Raw genomic sequence first — 15,015 nt, 5'->3', positions numbered from 1 at the left:
CGATTTACTGGGCGTAATTCATAAAATATCGAATCACCACGGGGCCGACCGCGATCAGGATCAGCGCCGGCAGCATCAGCGAAGCGAGAACCCCGGACATCTGCACCGGCAGGCGATTGGCCTTTTCCTGCGCGCGCATCTCGCGGATGCCACGCAGATCGGCGGCATAGGTGGTCAGGGCCTGTGCCATGGACGCCCCGAAGCGCAGCGACTGGCTCGCGACATTGGCGAAAGCGCGCACGGTCTCGACCCCGGTGCGGTCGGCCATGTCCCGCAGGGCCGCCTCGCGCTCGCGACCGGCCTGGACCTGTCGCTGCACCGAGAGGAACTCGAAGGAGATCTCCGGCGAGGTCTCGGCCAGTTCGTTGCCGACGCGAGTCATCGCCGCATCGAACCCCATGCCGCTCTCGATGGCGACTTGCATCAGGTCGAGCGCGTTCGGAAAGCTTTCCTCGATGCGCAACCGCCGCTCACGCATCCGGCCGTTGAGCCACATCAGCGGCAGCAGGTAACCGCTAGCGACAAGGCCGGTGAGTATCTGGTAGGTCGCGATACCGCTCAGGCTGCCGAGGCGGGCATCCAGCCCCAGCGGCAGCGCGATGTCGGGGCTACGCGCGGCGATCAGGAGCCCCATGAAAATCCCCGGCAGACCGATCCCCAGCGCGATCCGGATCAGAGTGAAGCGGCGCAAGGCGCTCGCCCCGGACAGACCGGCCTGCGCGAGTTTGCGTTCGAGCTTGGAGCGGGTCTGGCGATCTGCGGGCACGAAGGCCTTCAGGATCTGACCCGGACGGGCCTCCGGCGCCTTGAGATAGCCATGCTCGGCACGTCCCCCCGTTTTCGGCCCGCCAATGGCCGCAATGCGCTCGGCGGCGCGGTCGCGCTGGAAGGCGGCCTGAAGCCCGACGATCAGCAGCAGCAGGCCGAAGCCGATCCCGGCGGCCAGAAGCGTTTCGGGCGCGATGCCCATCCGAAGCGCAAAATCCTCGATCCGTGTCATCAACATGGTCTCTCTCCCCGGCTCAGATCCGGAACTGCACCAAGCGGCGCAGCACCACGGCATTCAGGACAATCAGCGTGATGACGATGATCGCCATCGTGCGGAACATCGGCTGATCGGCGACCTCGCCATAGTAATTGGGCGAAATCAGCGAGGTGAAGCCGAACATGATGAAGGGCAGAGCGGTCAGGAACCACGCCGAGGCGCGTCCCTCCGCCGAGATCGCGCGGATCTTGCGCCGCATCGAGATCCGGCCCCGCGTCGTCGCCGCCAGCACTTCGAGGACGCGGGCGAGATCGCCGCCCGTGCCATGCTGGATGCCGATGCTGGCGGCGAGATAATCGGCGTCTTCCAGCCCCACCCTCTCGGCGAATTCCAGCACCGCGTCAGGAAGATCTTCACCGTAGGTGACCTGATCGAAGATGATGCCGAACTCGGTGCCGATCGGGTCCGGCATTTCCTCGGCCACGGCGCCGATCGACATGTTCAGCGGATGGCCGATCTTCAGACCGCGCGCCAGCATGTCGAGCGCGTCGGGAAGTTGGCCGGTCAGCACCTTCATCCGCTGCGTCGCCCGCGAGCGCAGGACCAGAAAAGGCAGCACCAGCCCGATGACCAGTGCCGCCGGGGCCGCCCGCAACGGGCCGAGCGGCGCAAGCGCGAGTACGAAACTCCCGATCGTAAGCGCGGCGCAGAGCAGCAGGAATTTGTCCGGCCCGATCCGGAAGCCCGCACGATGCAGCAGGCGCGGCAGGTCGAAGCTCTTGGGGAGCCGCGCGATCCATCCTTTGCGCGGATCGGGCTTGAGCAGCGCAAGCACCTCCTCGGTGTCGCGGCCCTTCGCGATCATCTTCATCCGGCGGCTCTTGGCCTCGCCGCTGGTCTCCGTCCGGTTGAGCAGATGCAGCCCCCCGGTCAGCGCCAGCAGCACGCCAAGCGCGATGCCGCTATAGGCGACATAGGCGGCAAGGTCTTTTTCGATTATCTCCCACATGGCTCAGTGCCCCCGCATCTTGAAATCAGTCGGATCGATCGCGACGCCCGCTGCGATCAGGTCTTCGAGGCAGCGCGGGCGCAGGCCGGTGGCGGTGAACTCGCCCTCGATCGCGCCATCTGCGGTGGTGCCGGTCTTCCGGAACGTGAAGATGTCCTGCATCATCACGATATTGCCCTCCTGCCCGGTGATTTCCGAGATTGACAGCACCCGGCGGCGGCCGTCGGAGAGGCGCGCAATCTGCACCACGATGTCGAGTCCGGAGGCGATCTGCGAACGGATCGCGGTCAGCGGCATGTCGAGGCCGATCATGGTCACCATCTGCTCGATCCGCCCCAGGGCATCACGGGCGGAATTGGCGTGGACGGTGGTCATCGAGCCGTCATGGCCGGTGTTCATCGCCTGCAACATGTCGAAGGCTTCCGAGCCGCGCACCTCGCCCACGATGATCCGGTCGGGCCGCATCCGGAGCGCGTTCTTCACCAGATCGCGCTGGAGCACCGCGCCCTGCCCGTTCGGATTTGGCGCCCGGGTTTCCAGCCGCACGACGTGCTCCTGCTGCAGCTGCAGTTCCGCTGCATCCTCGATCGTCACGATCCGCGTGCGCGGGTCGATGGCGGCAGAGATCGCGTTCAGCAGCGTCGTCTTGCCCGAGCCGGTGCCGCCGGAGATCAGGATGTTCTTGCGGGCATGGACCAGCCCCTGCAGGAACCGCGCCGCCGCCCCGGTCATCATCCCGGTCTCGACGAGCCGTTCCAGCGTATAGGGCTGGCGCGAGAACTTGCGGATCGAGAGGCTCGGCCCGTCGATCGCGCAAGGCCGGATGATCGCGTTTACGCGGCTGCCGTCATCGAGCCGCGCATCGACCCAAGGGTTGCTCTCGTCGATCCGGCGGCCCACCCGCGAGACGATCTTGTCGATGATCCGGAGCAGATGACGTTCGTCGCGAAAGCGCACCGCGGTGCGCTCCAGCACGCCGTGACGTTCGACGAAGACGCGGTTGCAGCCGTTGACGAGAATATCGTTGATCGAGGGATCGGCCAGCAACGGCTCGAGCGGGCCAAGGCCCAGCACCTCGTTGAGAAGCTCGTCGACCAGCGTCTTGAACTCCTCCGCGCGCAGCGGGGTTTTCGCGTCGCGCAGTTCTTCGCTGACCAGTGCGGCCACTTCGCGGCGGAGTTCCTCAGGCACGACCTTGTCGAGCATCGACAGGTTCAGCCGATCAAGAAGCGCATCGTGCAACCGGCTTTTCAACTCCAGCGCGCGGCGCTGGCTTTCTTCGTCGATCGAAGGCGCCGCCGGTTTCGGCGGGTTCTTTTGCGCGACCATCTCGCGCGCCTCTTTCGGCGGACTTCCCGCGAAGGGTTTGCCGAGCGGGATCACCTTCTCGGTCTCGGTACGTTTGGACCCGCGATCCGTGAAATTGCGAAACATCTCGTGTTCCCCCTCAGTTCGACCGGGCCGTGCTCTGTGCGAGCCGCCCTTTCGCAAGACCGGCGATCGCTTTCGACAAGGCGGAGCGCCGTCCGATCCGCGCCAGCGGCACTCCGCGATCGGCGGCCTCCCGTGCGGCGCGCGGGTCGTCGGGAAGCCAGTGGCTGAGGTCGCGATCGAGCGCCTTCGCCGCTTCCTGCTGCAGCCGTGAGCGCATCAGCGGACGGCTTTGATGGTTCACGACCACCTCGATCTCCAGCGCGAGGTTTTCCTCGCGATAGGCGTCGATCAGGCGGCGTGCCTGCTGCAGCGACGGCACCGCGAGATCGGTCACCAGATACAGCAAGGAGGCGCGCGCCAGCACCGGCGAGACCCAGTCGATCAGCGCATGCGGCAGATCGACGATGACGTAATCGCAGCGCGCCTGCATCAGCGTGATCAGCTCGGTCACCTGATCGGCCCCGAGCGCGCCGAGCGGCGCAAAGGCGGCAGGAGCGCAGAGCACTTCCAGCCCGTCTTTCGAATATTGCAGCGACTGGTCGAGGAAGGTCTCATCGGGCATCGCGCCGCTACGCGCCATGTCGTAGAGCGCCGGACTCGGCTCGAGGTCCAGGAACCCCGCGACCATGCCGAATTGCAGGTCGAGGTCAATCAAGCCGACGCGGCGCGGCGCCTGCCCTTTCTTGGCGCCCTGCGCCGAGAGCTGATGCGCGAGGTTCACCGCCAGCATCGTCGCCCCGATGCCACCACGGCTGCGCGCAACCGCGATCACCTGGCCTTCATCGTCGGGCGCCTCCGTCTGCGCCATACGCCCGGTCTCGGCAGAAAAGCTCAGCCGGCGCTTGGCGGATGCGGCAAGGTCGCGAGCGCTCGGCTCGGGCACCAGGACCATCGGATTGGTTCTACGAGTCATTTCATCTCTCCCCTTGCTTTAGCTACCCGCGCCCTGCGCGAGATCCTCGCCCGGCATCGACGTACTCATGCTCGGGAAGGCGATATCTGCATCAAGATTTTCATCGGCGGTGCCCGTCACGAGCCCTACCAGCGCGCCCAGCGGCGTCGCGAATTCGAAGTTCACATTCTGCAATTCGACCGTGACCATCGGCACATAGGGCCCGCCGAGGAACCCGAGTTCGGGATCGTAGGAATAGCTGAAGGACAGGTTCGCCGCGCTCGAGCCATTGGGCAGCGCCGGGGCCACGATCGGCCAGATCTCGGCCACGGTCGGATTCGTCATCGCGCCCGAGCAGCTTACCGTCGCTGGTGCGGAGCAGACCCAGCTCTCGGCGCTGCAATTGGTGCCGAATTGGGGCTCCGCCTGGTCCTTCGGCGTCACGCCGCGCGTATTCGTCTCGGGCACACCGGCGCAGGCCGGCGGGCGCACCGCGGCGAGCCGCGCCGCAACCTGCAGCCCGCGCTGCATGTTCACGTAGTGATAGGCCAGACGACCGAAATCTAGCAGCCCGAAGAACACCAGCAGGTAGAGGCCGAAGACCAGCGTGAACTCGACAAGGGTCGCGCCCTCTTCGTCACGCAGGAAGCGGCGGAAGCCATGTGCCCGATATGCGAAACGCGCGCTCATGAGCCGAAGACCCGGTTCTGGTCGGCGACGACCGTGGTCACGGTGCCGAGCGTGGAGGGCGTCACGAGGGTGAAGAGACCGGCGAAGGGGAAAGTGATCGTGACATTCGCCGCAACTTCGACGATTGGCGCATCGCCGAAGCGATAGCTTCCTGCGATGCAGTCGAGGCTCGGTTCGACGCTGGTGACTGTCACGCCGCCGCCCAGAACGCTACCGCCGGTGATCGCGTTGCCGACGATATTCGCGAGCGTCGCCGCCTGACCGTCGACGCTGCCACCGGTTTCGCAGATGCTGCGCGGGGTGATGCGGGCGAGGTAGCGGCTCGCATCGCGCACCCCGCCGATCACCGTCTGGTAGGCGAGGAACATCCGCCCGCTCTCTATGATCGCGGCAAACAGGATCAGCATCAGCGGCAGCACCAGCGCAAATTCCACCAGCTGCGCACCCTCATCATCGCGCCAGATCCGGCGCGGGCTGCGGAGGCGATATGCACGAAACCACCGCATCGCGCTCACCGGTAAAGCTGGACGACGTCGCGGACCATGCCGCCCGTGCCCAGTTCCTCTTGATCGCCATTGCTGGCAGAGCCGATAACCTCGCCCCAGATATCCATCGTCGGGGGGCTCGATCCGTCCTCGCCCACCGGCTCGGTCAGGAAGACTTTGACGAATTCCTTGACCGGCACGTTCGAGGCCGCACCCTTAATCACGGTGCCCGTCTCGGCGCTGCAATCGATCCCCGCGACGATCAGCACGCGGCGGTCGGCATTGGGGGCAGCAGCGGGCGCGCAGCTAGGCAGCCCCGTCTCCGCGCGTCCCGAAAGGATGTCGCCGCCATTCGCCGCCGCGATCTCGGCAAGGTAGAGATCGTAACGGGTCACAGCGTCGGCGAAGGGATCCGTCGCACCCTCTGCCGTGATGTCGATGCCGTAATTCTTCTGCATGTAGGTGATGCGACCCTGCGACCAGTCGCCATCACCGAAGCGACCGCATGGCTCAGCCGCGCCAGGCATGAAGCAATCGTCACGCGGCAGACCGACCGTATCGGGCGAGACCTCCTCGTTCTCCTTGATGCAGGCGTTCTTGCTGGTGTTTTCCTTCCCGCTCGGGTTGGCGGCGACGATCCCCTTGATGACATTGGGTGCGGGCGCGTAATTGGGATCCTTGCTGAGGCCGTTCATGATCGACTGGTACATGTCGAAGCGCACATTGAAGATCGCCGCGTTGCGCCCTTCCTTCTGGCCCGGCTCGAGGTCGACGCCGCGCTGGTTGAAGCATTGGGTGATCTTGCTGACCGCACCGAGCAGGCAGGCGTCGAGCTGGGCTCCGGATTTATTCGCGCAGGGCCCGTCCTCGTCGACCTTGGCGCGTTTCGGATCGAGAAACCCGAAATCACCAGGCCCCCAGGCCGCGTCGCCGCCCCCGCCAGAGCGCAGCAGGATCATCTGTCCGATGTCCTTCTCCGCGTCGAAACCGGGCGGGACGCAGAACATCAAGGGTGTGACGTCGCAGGCCAGGATTTCGAGCCCCGCCACCGCCTGCGCCGAGGCCGAGCCGTCGAAAGCGTCATAGCCGCCCATCGTCGTGAAGGCCGCGGCGACGACCCCCTGAACTTCGCGTTCGTTGACGTCAACTCGGACGAAGGCGGCTTTTGTCGGATCGGTGGTGACCGCGTCTGTCGCGTCATTGTCGTTTGCCGGGAGCGCGCTGAGATAGGTCAGGGTCACGTCATTCGCGGCCCCAAGCACCCGCGAGCCAGTCGCGAAAGTCTGGCTGTCGACGATGAGTTGGGCCGCGGCATCGGCCCGCGTGATCGCGTCATTGTTGCCGTCAAGTTCGCCTGCCGCCGCCAAGGCCACCGAGTCCGCGAAGGATTGCAGCTCCGAGCGGGTGCTGCCGAGCCGCCCCAGATCGAAGGACAGCGCGACGAGCCCAAGCAGCACAACGAGGCTCATCCCGAAGAAGACGAGGATCGTCCCGTCTTCCTCTCTGGCGAAACGCCGGATGCTGTTCTGGATGCGCCCCATCGACCCTGAGCCTCACTTGATCGCGGTTTCGGTGACTTCGGTGCCGCGCCGGACGATCACGGTGCGGATCCTCGTCGGTTCGAGCTTGTTATTTGGGCGCTCGCTGAGAATGTCCGCGAGACCGATCGAAGGCAGCGGATCGCTCTCGGCATCGTCCAGCGTGCGCAGCGTCAGGCTCAGCGTGCCCGCCTTCTGCGCGAGTGCGAGGCGCTGGCCCTGTTCGGGCGAAACCTCGACGGTGACTGTACGCGCCACGCCGGGGGTCTTCACCTTCTCATCGGCTTCCTGATCGACCCCGATGACGCGGACATCCTGCAAGATCGTCACGGTCTTGAGGCTCTCGTTCTTGCCGCGCGTCATCATCACGTCGACGCGGTCGCCCGGCGTCACGAAACCACCCACCCCGCTCGAAGCGTTGACTTCGATCGCCATTGCGCGGCTGTTCGGGCCGAGGGTCTGGACGATTGTAACCTTTTCGCCGTAATTCGAGACCTTGGAGGCGAGGATCAACTCGCCCTGCGCGATCGCGGCGCGGGCCCGGCGCGGTTCTCCGCCCGATTTCGGCAAGAGGGCTGCGTAATCGGTGAAGACACCCGGCGGCAGCGCGTCCTTCGGCCAGGAGATCGAGGTCAGCTTCTGAGCCTCGATGGTCTGACCGAAGGGAATGTTCTGTGCTGCGGCGAGCACCTCGACGAGGCCTTCGCGCTCGGCGGCGACTTCGCGTTTGTATTTCGCCTCGAAGAAATCGCGCGCCAGGTAAGCCGAGCCACCTGCCACGGCGAGTCCTGCGGTGAAGGTCAGCAAAGATGCGATACGCATGGCGCTCTCCATGTCAAAAGAGTGAAATAGCTGACCAGTCACAAATCGAGCTGGTCAGCTTTGATTTCGTGTTCGGTTACGGAGTAGATGTTGGCATAGTATTTTTTGCCGCATTCAATGTATTGAAAATCTCCGTACTGAGAGGCGTGAAAGCAGTCGCGGCAACACCGAGCGCAACCGCCAGTGCGATGCCATATTCGACGACGGTGACGCCCTCTTCGTCATTCTTCAGACGGCGCAGCGAAGCGAGTTTGAACAGTTTCATGGTCTTTCTCCGTTTTGATATGCCGGCCCACCCCGGCGTTTAGATCTGGCCCCGTGTCCCCTGTTGAGCCGGGCAGCCAAGATTCAGATTGCGAGGGTTTCGACGCGGAGACATCGGCGCGGCGTCGCAATATAACAACTCAAAGTTGTATTTTTTGGCAGCGGTGCCGAAATCTGGACCCCGGACACGCCGATGCCCCCCGCGAATGCGCGGCAACGCCCATGCCGCGATTCGTCGGTTGGGCGCGATTCTCGTCTTGTTGCGGAGGTTTGGCGCGTGCCACTGAATGACGCCGTTCAGGCTACTGCGCCGTTCGAGCTACGGCCCGCGCGCCGATGCGGTGACAAAAGCGCCAAAATCGACGGCTGCCCCGAAGCGGGACACCCGGCGTCGCGAGATGGGCGGACGGTCCGCTCTGCGAAGGTCGGCCTCAGCCGGGCAATGCGTCCACGAGCTGCGCGAAATGATCGCCGCGTTTCTCGAAATTCGGATATTGGTCGAAGCTCGCCGCGGCGGGCGCCAGCAGGACCGTGTCGCCAGCCTCGGCATCGCGGGCGCAGGCGGCGACGGCGGCTTCCATCGTCTCGCAAATCTCATGCTCGACCGCCAGTTCCAGCGCGAAATCGCGCGCCGAGTGACCGATGAAATAGGCTTTCTTCACCGCACCGAGATGCTCGGACAGCGAGGCCACCCCGCCCTCCTTGCCCAGACCACCCGCAATCCAGCGGATATTCCGGAAGGCCTGCAACGCTTTCGCAGCGCTGTCGGTATTGGTGGCCTTGGAGTCATTGACCCAGCGCACGCCGCCCTTTTCGGCGACGGTCTGGCTGCGATGCGGCAGTCCGGCGAAGGAATGAAACGCCTCTTCGATGACGCGCGGCGAAATCCCGAGCGCGCGCACGGCGGCATAGGCGGCGCAGGCGTTCTGGTGGTTATGCGCGCCAGGCAGCCCGGTCACCTCGCGCAGATCGATCGATGCTACCTGCTTGCCCTTGCGCCATTCGCTGAGGAACCCCTTGCGGGCGAAGACCGACCAGCCCCAGTCGCCCAGCTTGCGCGACGCGGAGACGCGGATCAGGCGGTCATCGTTGCGGCCCATCATGATCTGATTGGCAAGATAGATGCCTTCGGGCTCGTCTACGCCGATCACCGCGCGATCCGGGCCGCCTTCGGCGAAAAGACGACGCTTGGCCGCGAAATAGCCGCCCATGCCGGCGTGGCGGTCGAGGTGGTCGGGAGAGAGATTGGTAAAGACCGCGATGTCGGGCGTCAGAGCCCGCGCCAGATCTGTCTGATAGGAGGACAGCTCCAGCACCACGACCTCGCCATTTTCGGCCGGTTCCAGATCGAGCACGCCGCGCCCGATATTGCCCGCCATCTGGGTCGGGCGCCCGGCCTCTTCCAGAATGTGGTGGATCAGCGCCGTCGTCGTGGATTTCCCGTTCGAGCCGGTGACGCAGATCGTGCGCGGTGCCTGATCGTAGCGCATGAAATCGTCGGTGGCCCATGAGGCGAAGAACAGGCCGATATCGTTGTCGACGGGCACGCCCGCCTCCATCGCCGCAGAGATCACCTGGTTCGGCTTGGGATAGAGATGCGGGATGCCTGGCGAGACGATCAGCGCCGCGACACCCTCGAAAGCGCCGTGGCGGGTCAGGTCGCGGCAGCTATAGCCTGCATCCTCGGCACGCGCGCGGCCTTCGGGGCTGTCATCCCAGCAGAGCGGCTCGGCCCCGCCTGCGCGCAGCGCCGCCGCCGTCGCCAGACCCGAACGCCCGAGCCCGAGCACCGCCACCTTCTGTCCGTCAAAGCCCTGCACCGGGATCATGGAAGTCTCCTGTCGCCTCGCGGGAATGCCCCGCCCTTCAGACCTGTCGCGCTCAGCGCCGCAGGGGCGTGCCCCCGCACCTCCGGGATATTTGAACCGATACGAAGGGGAAAGGGGGAACACGGCGCGGAGAGGGCAAGACACGCAAAAACGGCGCGCACGGAGGGGGAGGAACCGTGCGCGCCGAAAAGGGTCTTCTTGGTCCGGTCGTTAGATTACGACTTCTGGTCTTGTTGCTTTTCGAGCTCCGTCAGGATATCCGATAGGCTCGCGTTGAGGGTCAGTTTCCCCGAGCCGACTTCCGACGCCGGAACGGTGATCTTGAACATCGAGACAGCCGTGTCGAGCGTGTCATCGGTGCGGACATAGACCTGGTCGGTCTTGCCCATGTTCATGACCTTCGTGATCGTACCGACCGCAGCACCGTCCGAGGATACGACAGCATCGTCCACACCTGCCTGAACCTCGTTACCGACGATGCCGGCGTCCTTTTTCAGCTGGTTCTGCGCCGGGATCGATTCACCACCGTTCGAGGTCTGTTCGGTCGTCGCGGCGCCGACCTTCTTGCCGGCGACACCGGCGGTGTTGTTGACATCGCTGCCCGTGGTGACGTTCACGGCGGGCGGGTTGCCTGTGGAGGTCTGATCGTTCGGAACGACCTGCATCTTGTAGTCGACGAGACCGTACTGGCCGTTCTCCGCGTTGCTGCCCTGGGTCACGCCATTTGCGTGGGTGGCAACGGCGCCGAGGGAGAGCGTAGCGGCAAGAGCGGTCGTCGAAAGGATGATGTTGAACTTGCGGGTCATCGGGGTCTCCTCGCTAAAAAAACTTTTGCGACATCTCGCGTCGCGGTTCGGGGACACAACCAACGAATTTCGCTCTGGTTCGCTCAAATAATTTTGAGAAAAACCACGGCGCGCCTCGAGGAACCAAAGCGCGCCGGAAGAGATCGCGCGCGGGGCGCGACCGGGGAAAAAGATGTGCGGGTCAGCGGATCTTCAGTGTCGCCAGACCGATCAGCGCGAGGATCAGCGAGATGATCCAGAAACGGATGACGATCTGCGGCTCCGACCACCCCTTCTTTTCGAAATGGTGGTGGATCGGGGCCATCAGGAAGACCCGTTTGCCGGTGCGTTTGAAATAGGCGACCTGGATGATCACCGAGAGCGCCTCGACCACGAAGAGCCCGCCGACGATGCCGAGGACGATCTCGTGCTGGGTGCAGACCGCGATCGCGCCGATCGCGCCGCCAAGCGCGAGGCTGCCGGTGTCGCCCATGAAGACCGCCGCCGGCGGCGCGTTGTACCACAGAAAGCCCAGACCGCCCCCCATCAGCGCCGCGGTGAAGATCACCAGTTCCCCGGTGCCGGGCACGAATTGCACGCCGAGATAATCGGTGAAGTCGGTGCGGCCCACGACATAGGCGATCGCGCCCAGCGTACCTGCGGCGATCATCACCGGCATGATCGCGAGCCCGTCGAGCCCGTCGGTCAGGTTCACCGCATTGGCCGCGCCCACGATCACGATCATCGCGAAGGGAATGTAGAAATAGCCAAGGTTCAGCACCAGATCCTTGAAGAACGGGATCGACAGCCGCCCTTCCAGATCGGACGGGTGCAGATACCAGGTCAGGAGCGACGCGAGAAGCGCGAGCAGGAAGCCGAGCGCGAGCCGCGCCTTGCTGCTGACCCCTTTGGTGTTCTGCTTGGAAACCTTGGCGTAATCGTCGGCGAAGCCGATTGCGGCGTAGCCGTAGGTGACCATCAGCACGACCCAGATATATCCGTTGTCGAGCCGCGCCCAGAGGAGCGTCGACACCAACAACGCGGTGAGGATCAGGATACCGCCCATCGTGGGCGTCCCGGCCTTCGAGATATGTCCCTCGGGCCCGTCATCGCGGATCGGCTGCCCCTTGCCCTGAGTGCGGCGCAGGATCCCGATCAGCCAGGGTCCGAAAATGAACCCCACCAGCAGCGCCGTGAAGAACGCCGCCCCCGCACGGAAGGTGATGTAGCGGAACAGGTTGAAGACGCCCCCGCCATCGGAGAAGTCGGTCAGCCAATACAACATTAGTCTTTTCCCTTATGGGCCTCGGCCGCTCCGGGCTGGCCGAGTTTTCTCAATACGCTCACGACGAGGCTCACCTTGGAGCCCTTCGAGCCTTTGACCAGCACCACGTCGCCGGGGTCGATCAGGTGGCGGGCACGCTCTGCCAGCTTGTCCGCCGTTTCATACCATTCTCCCCGCTTGGTGCGCGGCAGGGCTTCGCGAAGCGCCGCCATGCGCGGTCCCGCGAGATGCACGAGGTCGACCTTCGCCATGGCCGGGTGATCGGCGATGGCCGCGTGCAGCGCCGTTTCGTCCTCGCCCAGCTCCAGCATGTCGCCAAGGATCGCGATGCGGCGCCCTTTCGCGGTGCGCCCAACACCGTCGCGTGGCTTGGCGCCTGCCAGAACTTCGAGCGCTGCGGCCATCGAGGCGGGGTTCGCGTTGAACGCGTCGTCGAACAGGTCGAAGCTCTCGGCCTCGTCCACCACATCCATATAGACCCGCTCGCGCTGACCGCGCCCGGCGGGGGGCTGCCAGTTGCCCAGATCCATCGCGGCAATGGTCGGATCGCAACCGGCGGCTTCGGCCAAGGCCAGCACGCCGAGCGCGTTGGCGGCGAAATGCCGCCCCGGGGTCATCACCTTGAACAGGATCGACGTGCCATGGTGGTCCGCCTGAACGACGGTTGCGTCGCCCGAGATGCGGGCCTCGACAAGACGGTAGTCCGAGCCCGGCTCGGGGCCGAAGGTGACCATTGTTCCTGCCTGCTGGGCGGCCTCGCGCAGGATGTCGGAGGTCTCCAGCCCGGTCGGCACGATCGCGGTGCCGCCCTCGACGAGGCCCTGGAAGATCGACGCCTTCTCATGCGCGATGCCTTCGATACTCTCGAAGGCCGCGAGATGCGCGGGCGCGACGGTCGTTATCATCGCGGCATGGGGCTGCGCCAGTTTCGCCAGCGGCGCGATCTCGCCCGGATTGCTCATCCCGATCTCGATCACGGCGAAATCGGCATCCTGCGGCAGGCGCGCCAGCGTGATCGGGACGCCCCAGTGATTGTTGAAGCTCGCCTCGGCCGCGTGAACCTTGCCTTGAGCGGAGAGGACAGCGCGCAGCATCTCTTTGCTCGACGTCTTGCCGACCGAGCCGGTGACGGCGAGCACACGGGCCCGCGCCCTTGCGCGCCCCGCCCGCCCCAATGCTTCTAGGCCCGCGAGGACGTCATCCACGATCAGCAGCGGGTCGTCTTTCGAGCAGCCCACGGGAATGCGACTGACCATCGCCGCCGCCGCGCCTTTGTCGAGCGCCTGTCGCACGAAGTCATGGCCGTCTCGCACATCTTTGAGCGCGACGAAAAGATCGCCCGGATGTATGGTCCGGGTGTCGATGGAAATTCCGGTCGCGGCGAAAGCCTGCGTGGCCTCACCATCGGTGGCGGAAGCCGCGTCGCTCGAGGTCCAGAGAACGGCCATCAGATTTTCCCGTCCAGCGCGGCAACAGCGACCGAGGCCTGCTCGGCGTCGTCGAACGGGTAGGTGTCCGAGCCGATGATCTGTCCGCTCTCATGGCCCTTGCCCATTACCAGCAGCGCATCGCCGGGCTGCAGCAGATCGACGCCGCGCAGGATCGCCTCGGCCCGGTCGCCCACTTCGAGCGCCTTTGGCGCGCCTTCCAGCACGGCAGCGCGGATCGTTGCGGGATCTTCCGAGCGCGGATTGTCGTCGGTCACGATGACAATGTCGGCATTCTCGGCGGCGGCCTTGCCCATCAGCGGGCGCTTCGTCGCGTCCCGATCCCCGCCTGCGCCGACGATGGCGATCAGGCGGCCCATCACATGCGGGCGCAGCGCCTTCAGCGCGGTCTGCACCGCATCCGGCGTGTGGGCGTAATCGACGAAGACCGTCGCGCCGTTGTCGCGGGTGGCAGCCAGTTGCATCCGCCCGCGCACGGTGGAGAGCTTCGGCAGTGTCGCGAAGACCTCCTCGGGGTCGGCGCCGCACGCGATGGCGAGCGCCGCGCCGGTAAGCACATTCATCGCCTGGAACCCGCCGATCAGCGGCAGGCGAGTCATCTGGGTCCAGCCTTCCCAGGCGAAGCGCACATCCTGACCGGTTGCATCGAACCGCTGCCCGAGAATCTGCATCTCGCAGCGTTCGGTATGGCCGATCCCGATCAGCTCCTGACCGCGCGCAGTGATATAGCGCGCGAGTTCCTCCCCCTTGGGATCGTCGAGATTGATCACCGCCGCTCCGTCTTCGGGCAGGACCCGGGTGAAGAGCCCAGCTTTGGCCGCGAAATACTCCTCGAAGCTCGCGTGGTAATCGAGGTGATCTTGCGAGAAGTTGGTGAAAGCGGCCGCCGAGAGCGTCACACCATCCAACCGACGCTGCGCGAGCCCGTGCGACGAGGCCTCCATCGCGGCATGGGTCACGCCGACGGCAGCCATATCCGAGAGCAAGCGATGCAGGGTGATCGGCTCGGGCGTCGTATGCGGCGAAGGTGCGGCATAGCTGCCCTCGACGCCTGTCGTGCCGATATTCGCGGCCTCGAATCCCAGCAACTGCCAGATCTGGCGGGTAAAGGTCGCGACAGAAGTCTTGCCGTTGGTGCCGGTCACCGCGATCATCGTCTCGGGCTGGCGCTCGAACCACAGCGCTGCCGCGAAAGCGAGCGCCTGACGCGGATCTTGCGTGACGACAATGGCCGTATCGGTGCCCGCAAGCGCCTCGCGCGCGGTTTGCTCGCCCGCGCGATCGGTCAGCACCGCGGCTGCGCCCATGCGCAACGCGTAAGGAATGAACTCGGCCCCGTGGATCTGCGTGCCCGGCAGCGCCGCAAAAAGATGGCCCGGTTTGACCTGCCGACTGTCGACCGACAGTCCCGAGATCGCGCAGTCTGCGCCCTGCAGCGGCGTCAGCCCCAATTCGCTCAGCATTTTGGTGCCCGCAGCCATCGTATCCGTCCTTTATTCAGCTCGCCGCACTTATCCGGCGACACGTCTGCGAGGTCAAGGCGACAGGC

General features: G+C 65.1%; 14 protein-coding genes. All 14 read right to left on the bottom strand.

Annotated elements, in window-relative coordinates; all coding sequences use genetic code 11:
• Positions 1 to 4 precede the first annotated feature (4 nt).
• Positions 5 to 1,006 carry a type II secretion system F family protein gene (locus tag BMG03_RS08065; protein ID WP_075774445.1) on the bottom strand — a complete coding sequence of 334 codons (1,002 nt, stop codon included), beginning with the start codon at positions 1,004 to 1,006 and terminating at the stop codon, positions 5 to 7.
• Positions 1,007 to 1,022: 16 nt separating this feature from the next.
• Positions 1,023 to 1,994 carry a type II secretion system F family protein gene (locus BMG03_RS08060; protein ID WP_075774444.1) on the bottom strand — a complete coding sequence of 324 codons (972 nt, stop codon included), beginning with the start codon at positions 1,992 to 1,994 and terminating at the stop codon, positions 1,023 to 1,025.
• A 3-nt stretch (positions 1,995 to 1,997) separates the two neighbouring features.
• On the bottom strand, positions 1,998 to 3,428 hold the full coding sequence (locus BMG03_RS08055; RefSeq protein ID WP_075774443.1) for a TadA family conjugal transfer-associated ATPase: 1,431 nt from the start codon (positions 3,426 to 3,428) through the stop codon (positions 1,998 to 2,000).
• Positions 3,429 to 3,441: 13 nt separating this feature from the next.
• The gene (locus BMG03_RS08050) at positions 3,442 to 4,341 is read right to left on the bottom strand and encodes a CpaE/TadZ family protein (RefSeq protein WP_157771570.1); all 900 of its coding nucleotides are present in this window, start codon (positions 4,339 to 4,341) and stop codon (positions 3,442 to 3,444) included.
• Between the two features lie 18 nt (positions 4,342 to 4,359).
• Entirely contained in the window at positions 4,360 to 5,010 is a 651-nt protein-coding gene (locus BMG03_RS08045) for a TadE/TadG family type IV pilus assembly protein (RefSeq protein ID WP_075774441.1), read from the bottom strand.
• A complete protein-coding gene (locus BMG03_RS08040) occupies positions 5,007 to 5,516 on the bottom strand; it encodes a TadE/TadG family type IV pilus assembly protein (protein ID WP_075774440.1) in 510 nt (169 codons plus the stop codon). Before BMG03_RS08040 ends, BMG03_RS08045 begins: the two co-directional genes overlap by 4 nt.
• Before the next feature lie 5 nt (positions 5,517 to 5,521).
• On the bottom strand, positions 5,522 to 7,036 hold the full coding sequence (locus BMG03_RS08035; protein ID WP_075774439.1) for a pilus assembly protein TadG-related protein: 1,515 nt from the start codon (positions 7,034 to 7,036) through the stop codon (positions 5,522 to 5,524).
• A gap of 12 nt (positions 7,037 to 7,048) precedes the next feature.
• Entirely contained in the window at positions 7,049 to 7,855 is an 807-nt protein-coding gene (gene cpaB, locus BMG03_RS08030; RefSeq protein ID WP_075774438.1) for a Flp pilus assembly protein CpaB, read from the bottom strand.
• 76 nt (positions 7,856 to 7,931) lie between these two features.
• Positions 7,932 to 8,120: a Flp family type IVb pilin gene (locus tag BMG03_RS08025; RefSeq protein WP_075774437.1), complete on the bottom strand. Its 189-nt coding sequence runs from the start codon at positions 8,118 to 8,120 to the stop codon at positions 7,932 to 7,934.
• A 430-nt stretch (positions 8,121 to 8,550) separates the two neighbouring features.
• Entirely contained in the window at positions 8,551 to 9,948 is a 1,398-nt protein-coding gene (gene murD / locus BMG03_RS08020; RefSeq protein WP_075774436.1) for a UDP-N-acetylmuramoyl-L-alanine--D-glutamate ligase, read from the bottom strand.
• 215 nt (positions 9,949 to 10,163) lie between these two features.
• Positions 10,164 to 10,754 carry a hypothetical protein gene (locus tag BMG03_RS08015; RefSeq protein WP_075774435.1) on the bottom strand — a complete coding sequence of 197 codons (591 nt, stop codon included), beginning with the start codon at positions 10,752 to 10,754 and terminating at the stop codon, positions 10,164 to 10,166.
• Positions 10,755 to 10,935: 181 nt separating this feature from the next.
• Complete coding sequence (gene mraY / locus BMG03_RS08010) at positions 10,936 to 12,018, bottom strand: phospho-N-acetylmuramoyl-pentapeptide-transferase (RefSeq protein WP_075774434.1); 1,083 nt, start codon at positions 12,016 to 12,018, stop codon at positions 10,936 to 10,938.
• Positions 12,018 to 13,466: a UDP-N-acetylmuramoyl-tripeptide--D-alanyl-D-alanine ligase gene (locus tag BMG03_RS08005; protein ID WP_075774433.1), complete on the bottom strand. Its 1,449-nt coding sequence runs from the start codon at positions 13,464 to 13,466 to the stop codon at positions 12,018 to 12,020. The genes mraY and BMG03_RS08005 overlap by 1 nt, the downstream gene beginning before the upstream one ends.
• Complete coding sequence (locus tag BMG03_RS08000) at positions 13,466 to 14,947, bottom strand: UDP-N-acetylmuramoyl-L-alanyl-D-glutamate--2,6-diaminopimelate ligase (protein ID WP_075774432.1); 1,482 nt, start codon at positions 14,945 to 14,947, stop codon at positions 13,466 to 13,468. Before BMG03_RS08000 ends, BMG03_RS08005 begins: the two co-directional genes overlap by 1 nt.
• Positions 14,948 to 15,015 lie beyond the last annotated feature (68 nt).

Source organism: Thioclava nitratireducens (assembly GCF_001940525.2).
GTDB classification, from domain to species: Bacteria; Pseudomonadota; Alphaproteobacteria; order Rhodobacterales; family Rhodobacteraceae; genus Thioclava; species Thioclava nitratireducens.
The sequence above is the reverse complement of the archived record's forward strand: the minus strand, read 5'-3'. Positions and strand labels throughout refer to the sequence as shown.

Coding starts and splice junctions, on each gene's coding strand:
- mraY (WP_075774434.1), bottom strand. CDS start 12,018: ATGTTGTATTGGCTGACCGACTTCTCCGATGGCGGGGGCGTCTTCAAC.
- BMG03_RS08035 (WP_075774439.1), bottom strand. CDS start 7,036: ATGGGGCGCATCCAGAACAGCATCCGGCGTTTCGCCAGAGAGGAAGAC.
- BMG03_RS08050 (WP_157771570.1), bottom strand. CDS start 4,341: ATGACTCGTAGAACCAATCCGATGGTCCTGGTGCCCGAGCCGAGCGCT.
- murD (WP_075774436.1), bottom strand. CDS start 9,948: ATGATCCCGGTGCAGGGCTTTGACGGACAGAAGGTGGCGGTGCTCGGG.
- BMG03_RS08015 (WP_075774435.1), bottom strand. CDS start 10,754: ATGACCCGCAAGTTCAACATCATCCTTTCGACGACCGCTCTTGCCGCT.
- BMG03_RS08005 (WP_075774433.1), bottom strand. CDS start 13,466: ATGGCCGTTCTCTGGACCTCGAGCGACGCGGCTTCCGCCACCGATGGT.
- BMG03_RS08000 (WP_075774432.1), bottom strand. CDS start 14,947: ATGGCTGCGGGCACCAAAATGCTGAGCGAATTGGGGCTGACGCCGCTG.
- BMG03_RS08045 (WP_075774441.1), bottom strand. CDS start 5,010: ATGAGCGCGCGTTTCGCATATCGGGCACATGGCTTCCGCCGCTTCCTG.
- BMG03_RS08060 (WP_075774444.1), bottom strand. CDS start 1,994: ATGTGGGAGATAATCGAAAAAGACCTTGCCGCCTATGTCGCCTATAGC.
- BMG03_RS08065 (WP_075774445.1), bottom strand. CDS start 1,006: ATGTTGATGACACGGATCGAGGATTTTGCGCTTCGGATGGGCATCGCG.
- BMG03_RS08055 (WP_075774443.1), bottom strand. CDS start 3,428: ATGTTTCGCAATTTCACGGATCGCGGGTCCAAACGTACCGAGACCGAG.
- BMG03_RS08025 (WP_075774437.1), bottom strand. CDS start 8,120: ATGAAACTGTTCAAACTCGCTTCGCTGCGCCGTCTGAAGAATGACGAA.
- BMG03_RS08040 (WP_075774440.1), bottom strand. CDS start 5,516: ATGCGGTGGTTTCGTGCATATCGCCTCCGCAGCCCGCGCCGGATCTGG.
- cpaB (WP_075774438.1), bottom strand. CDS start 7,855: ATGCGTATCGCATCTTTGCTGACCTTCACCGCAGGACTCGCCGTGGCA.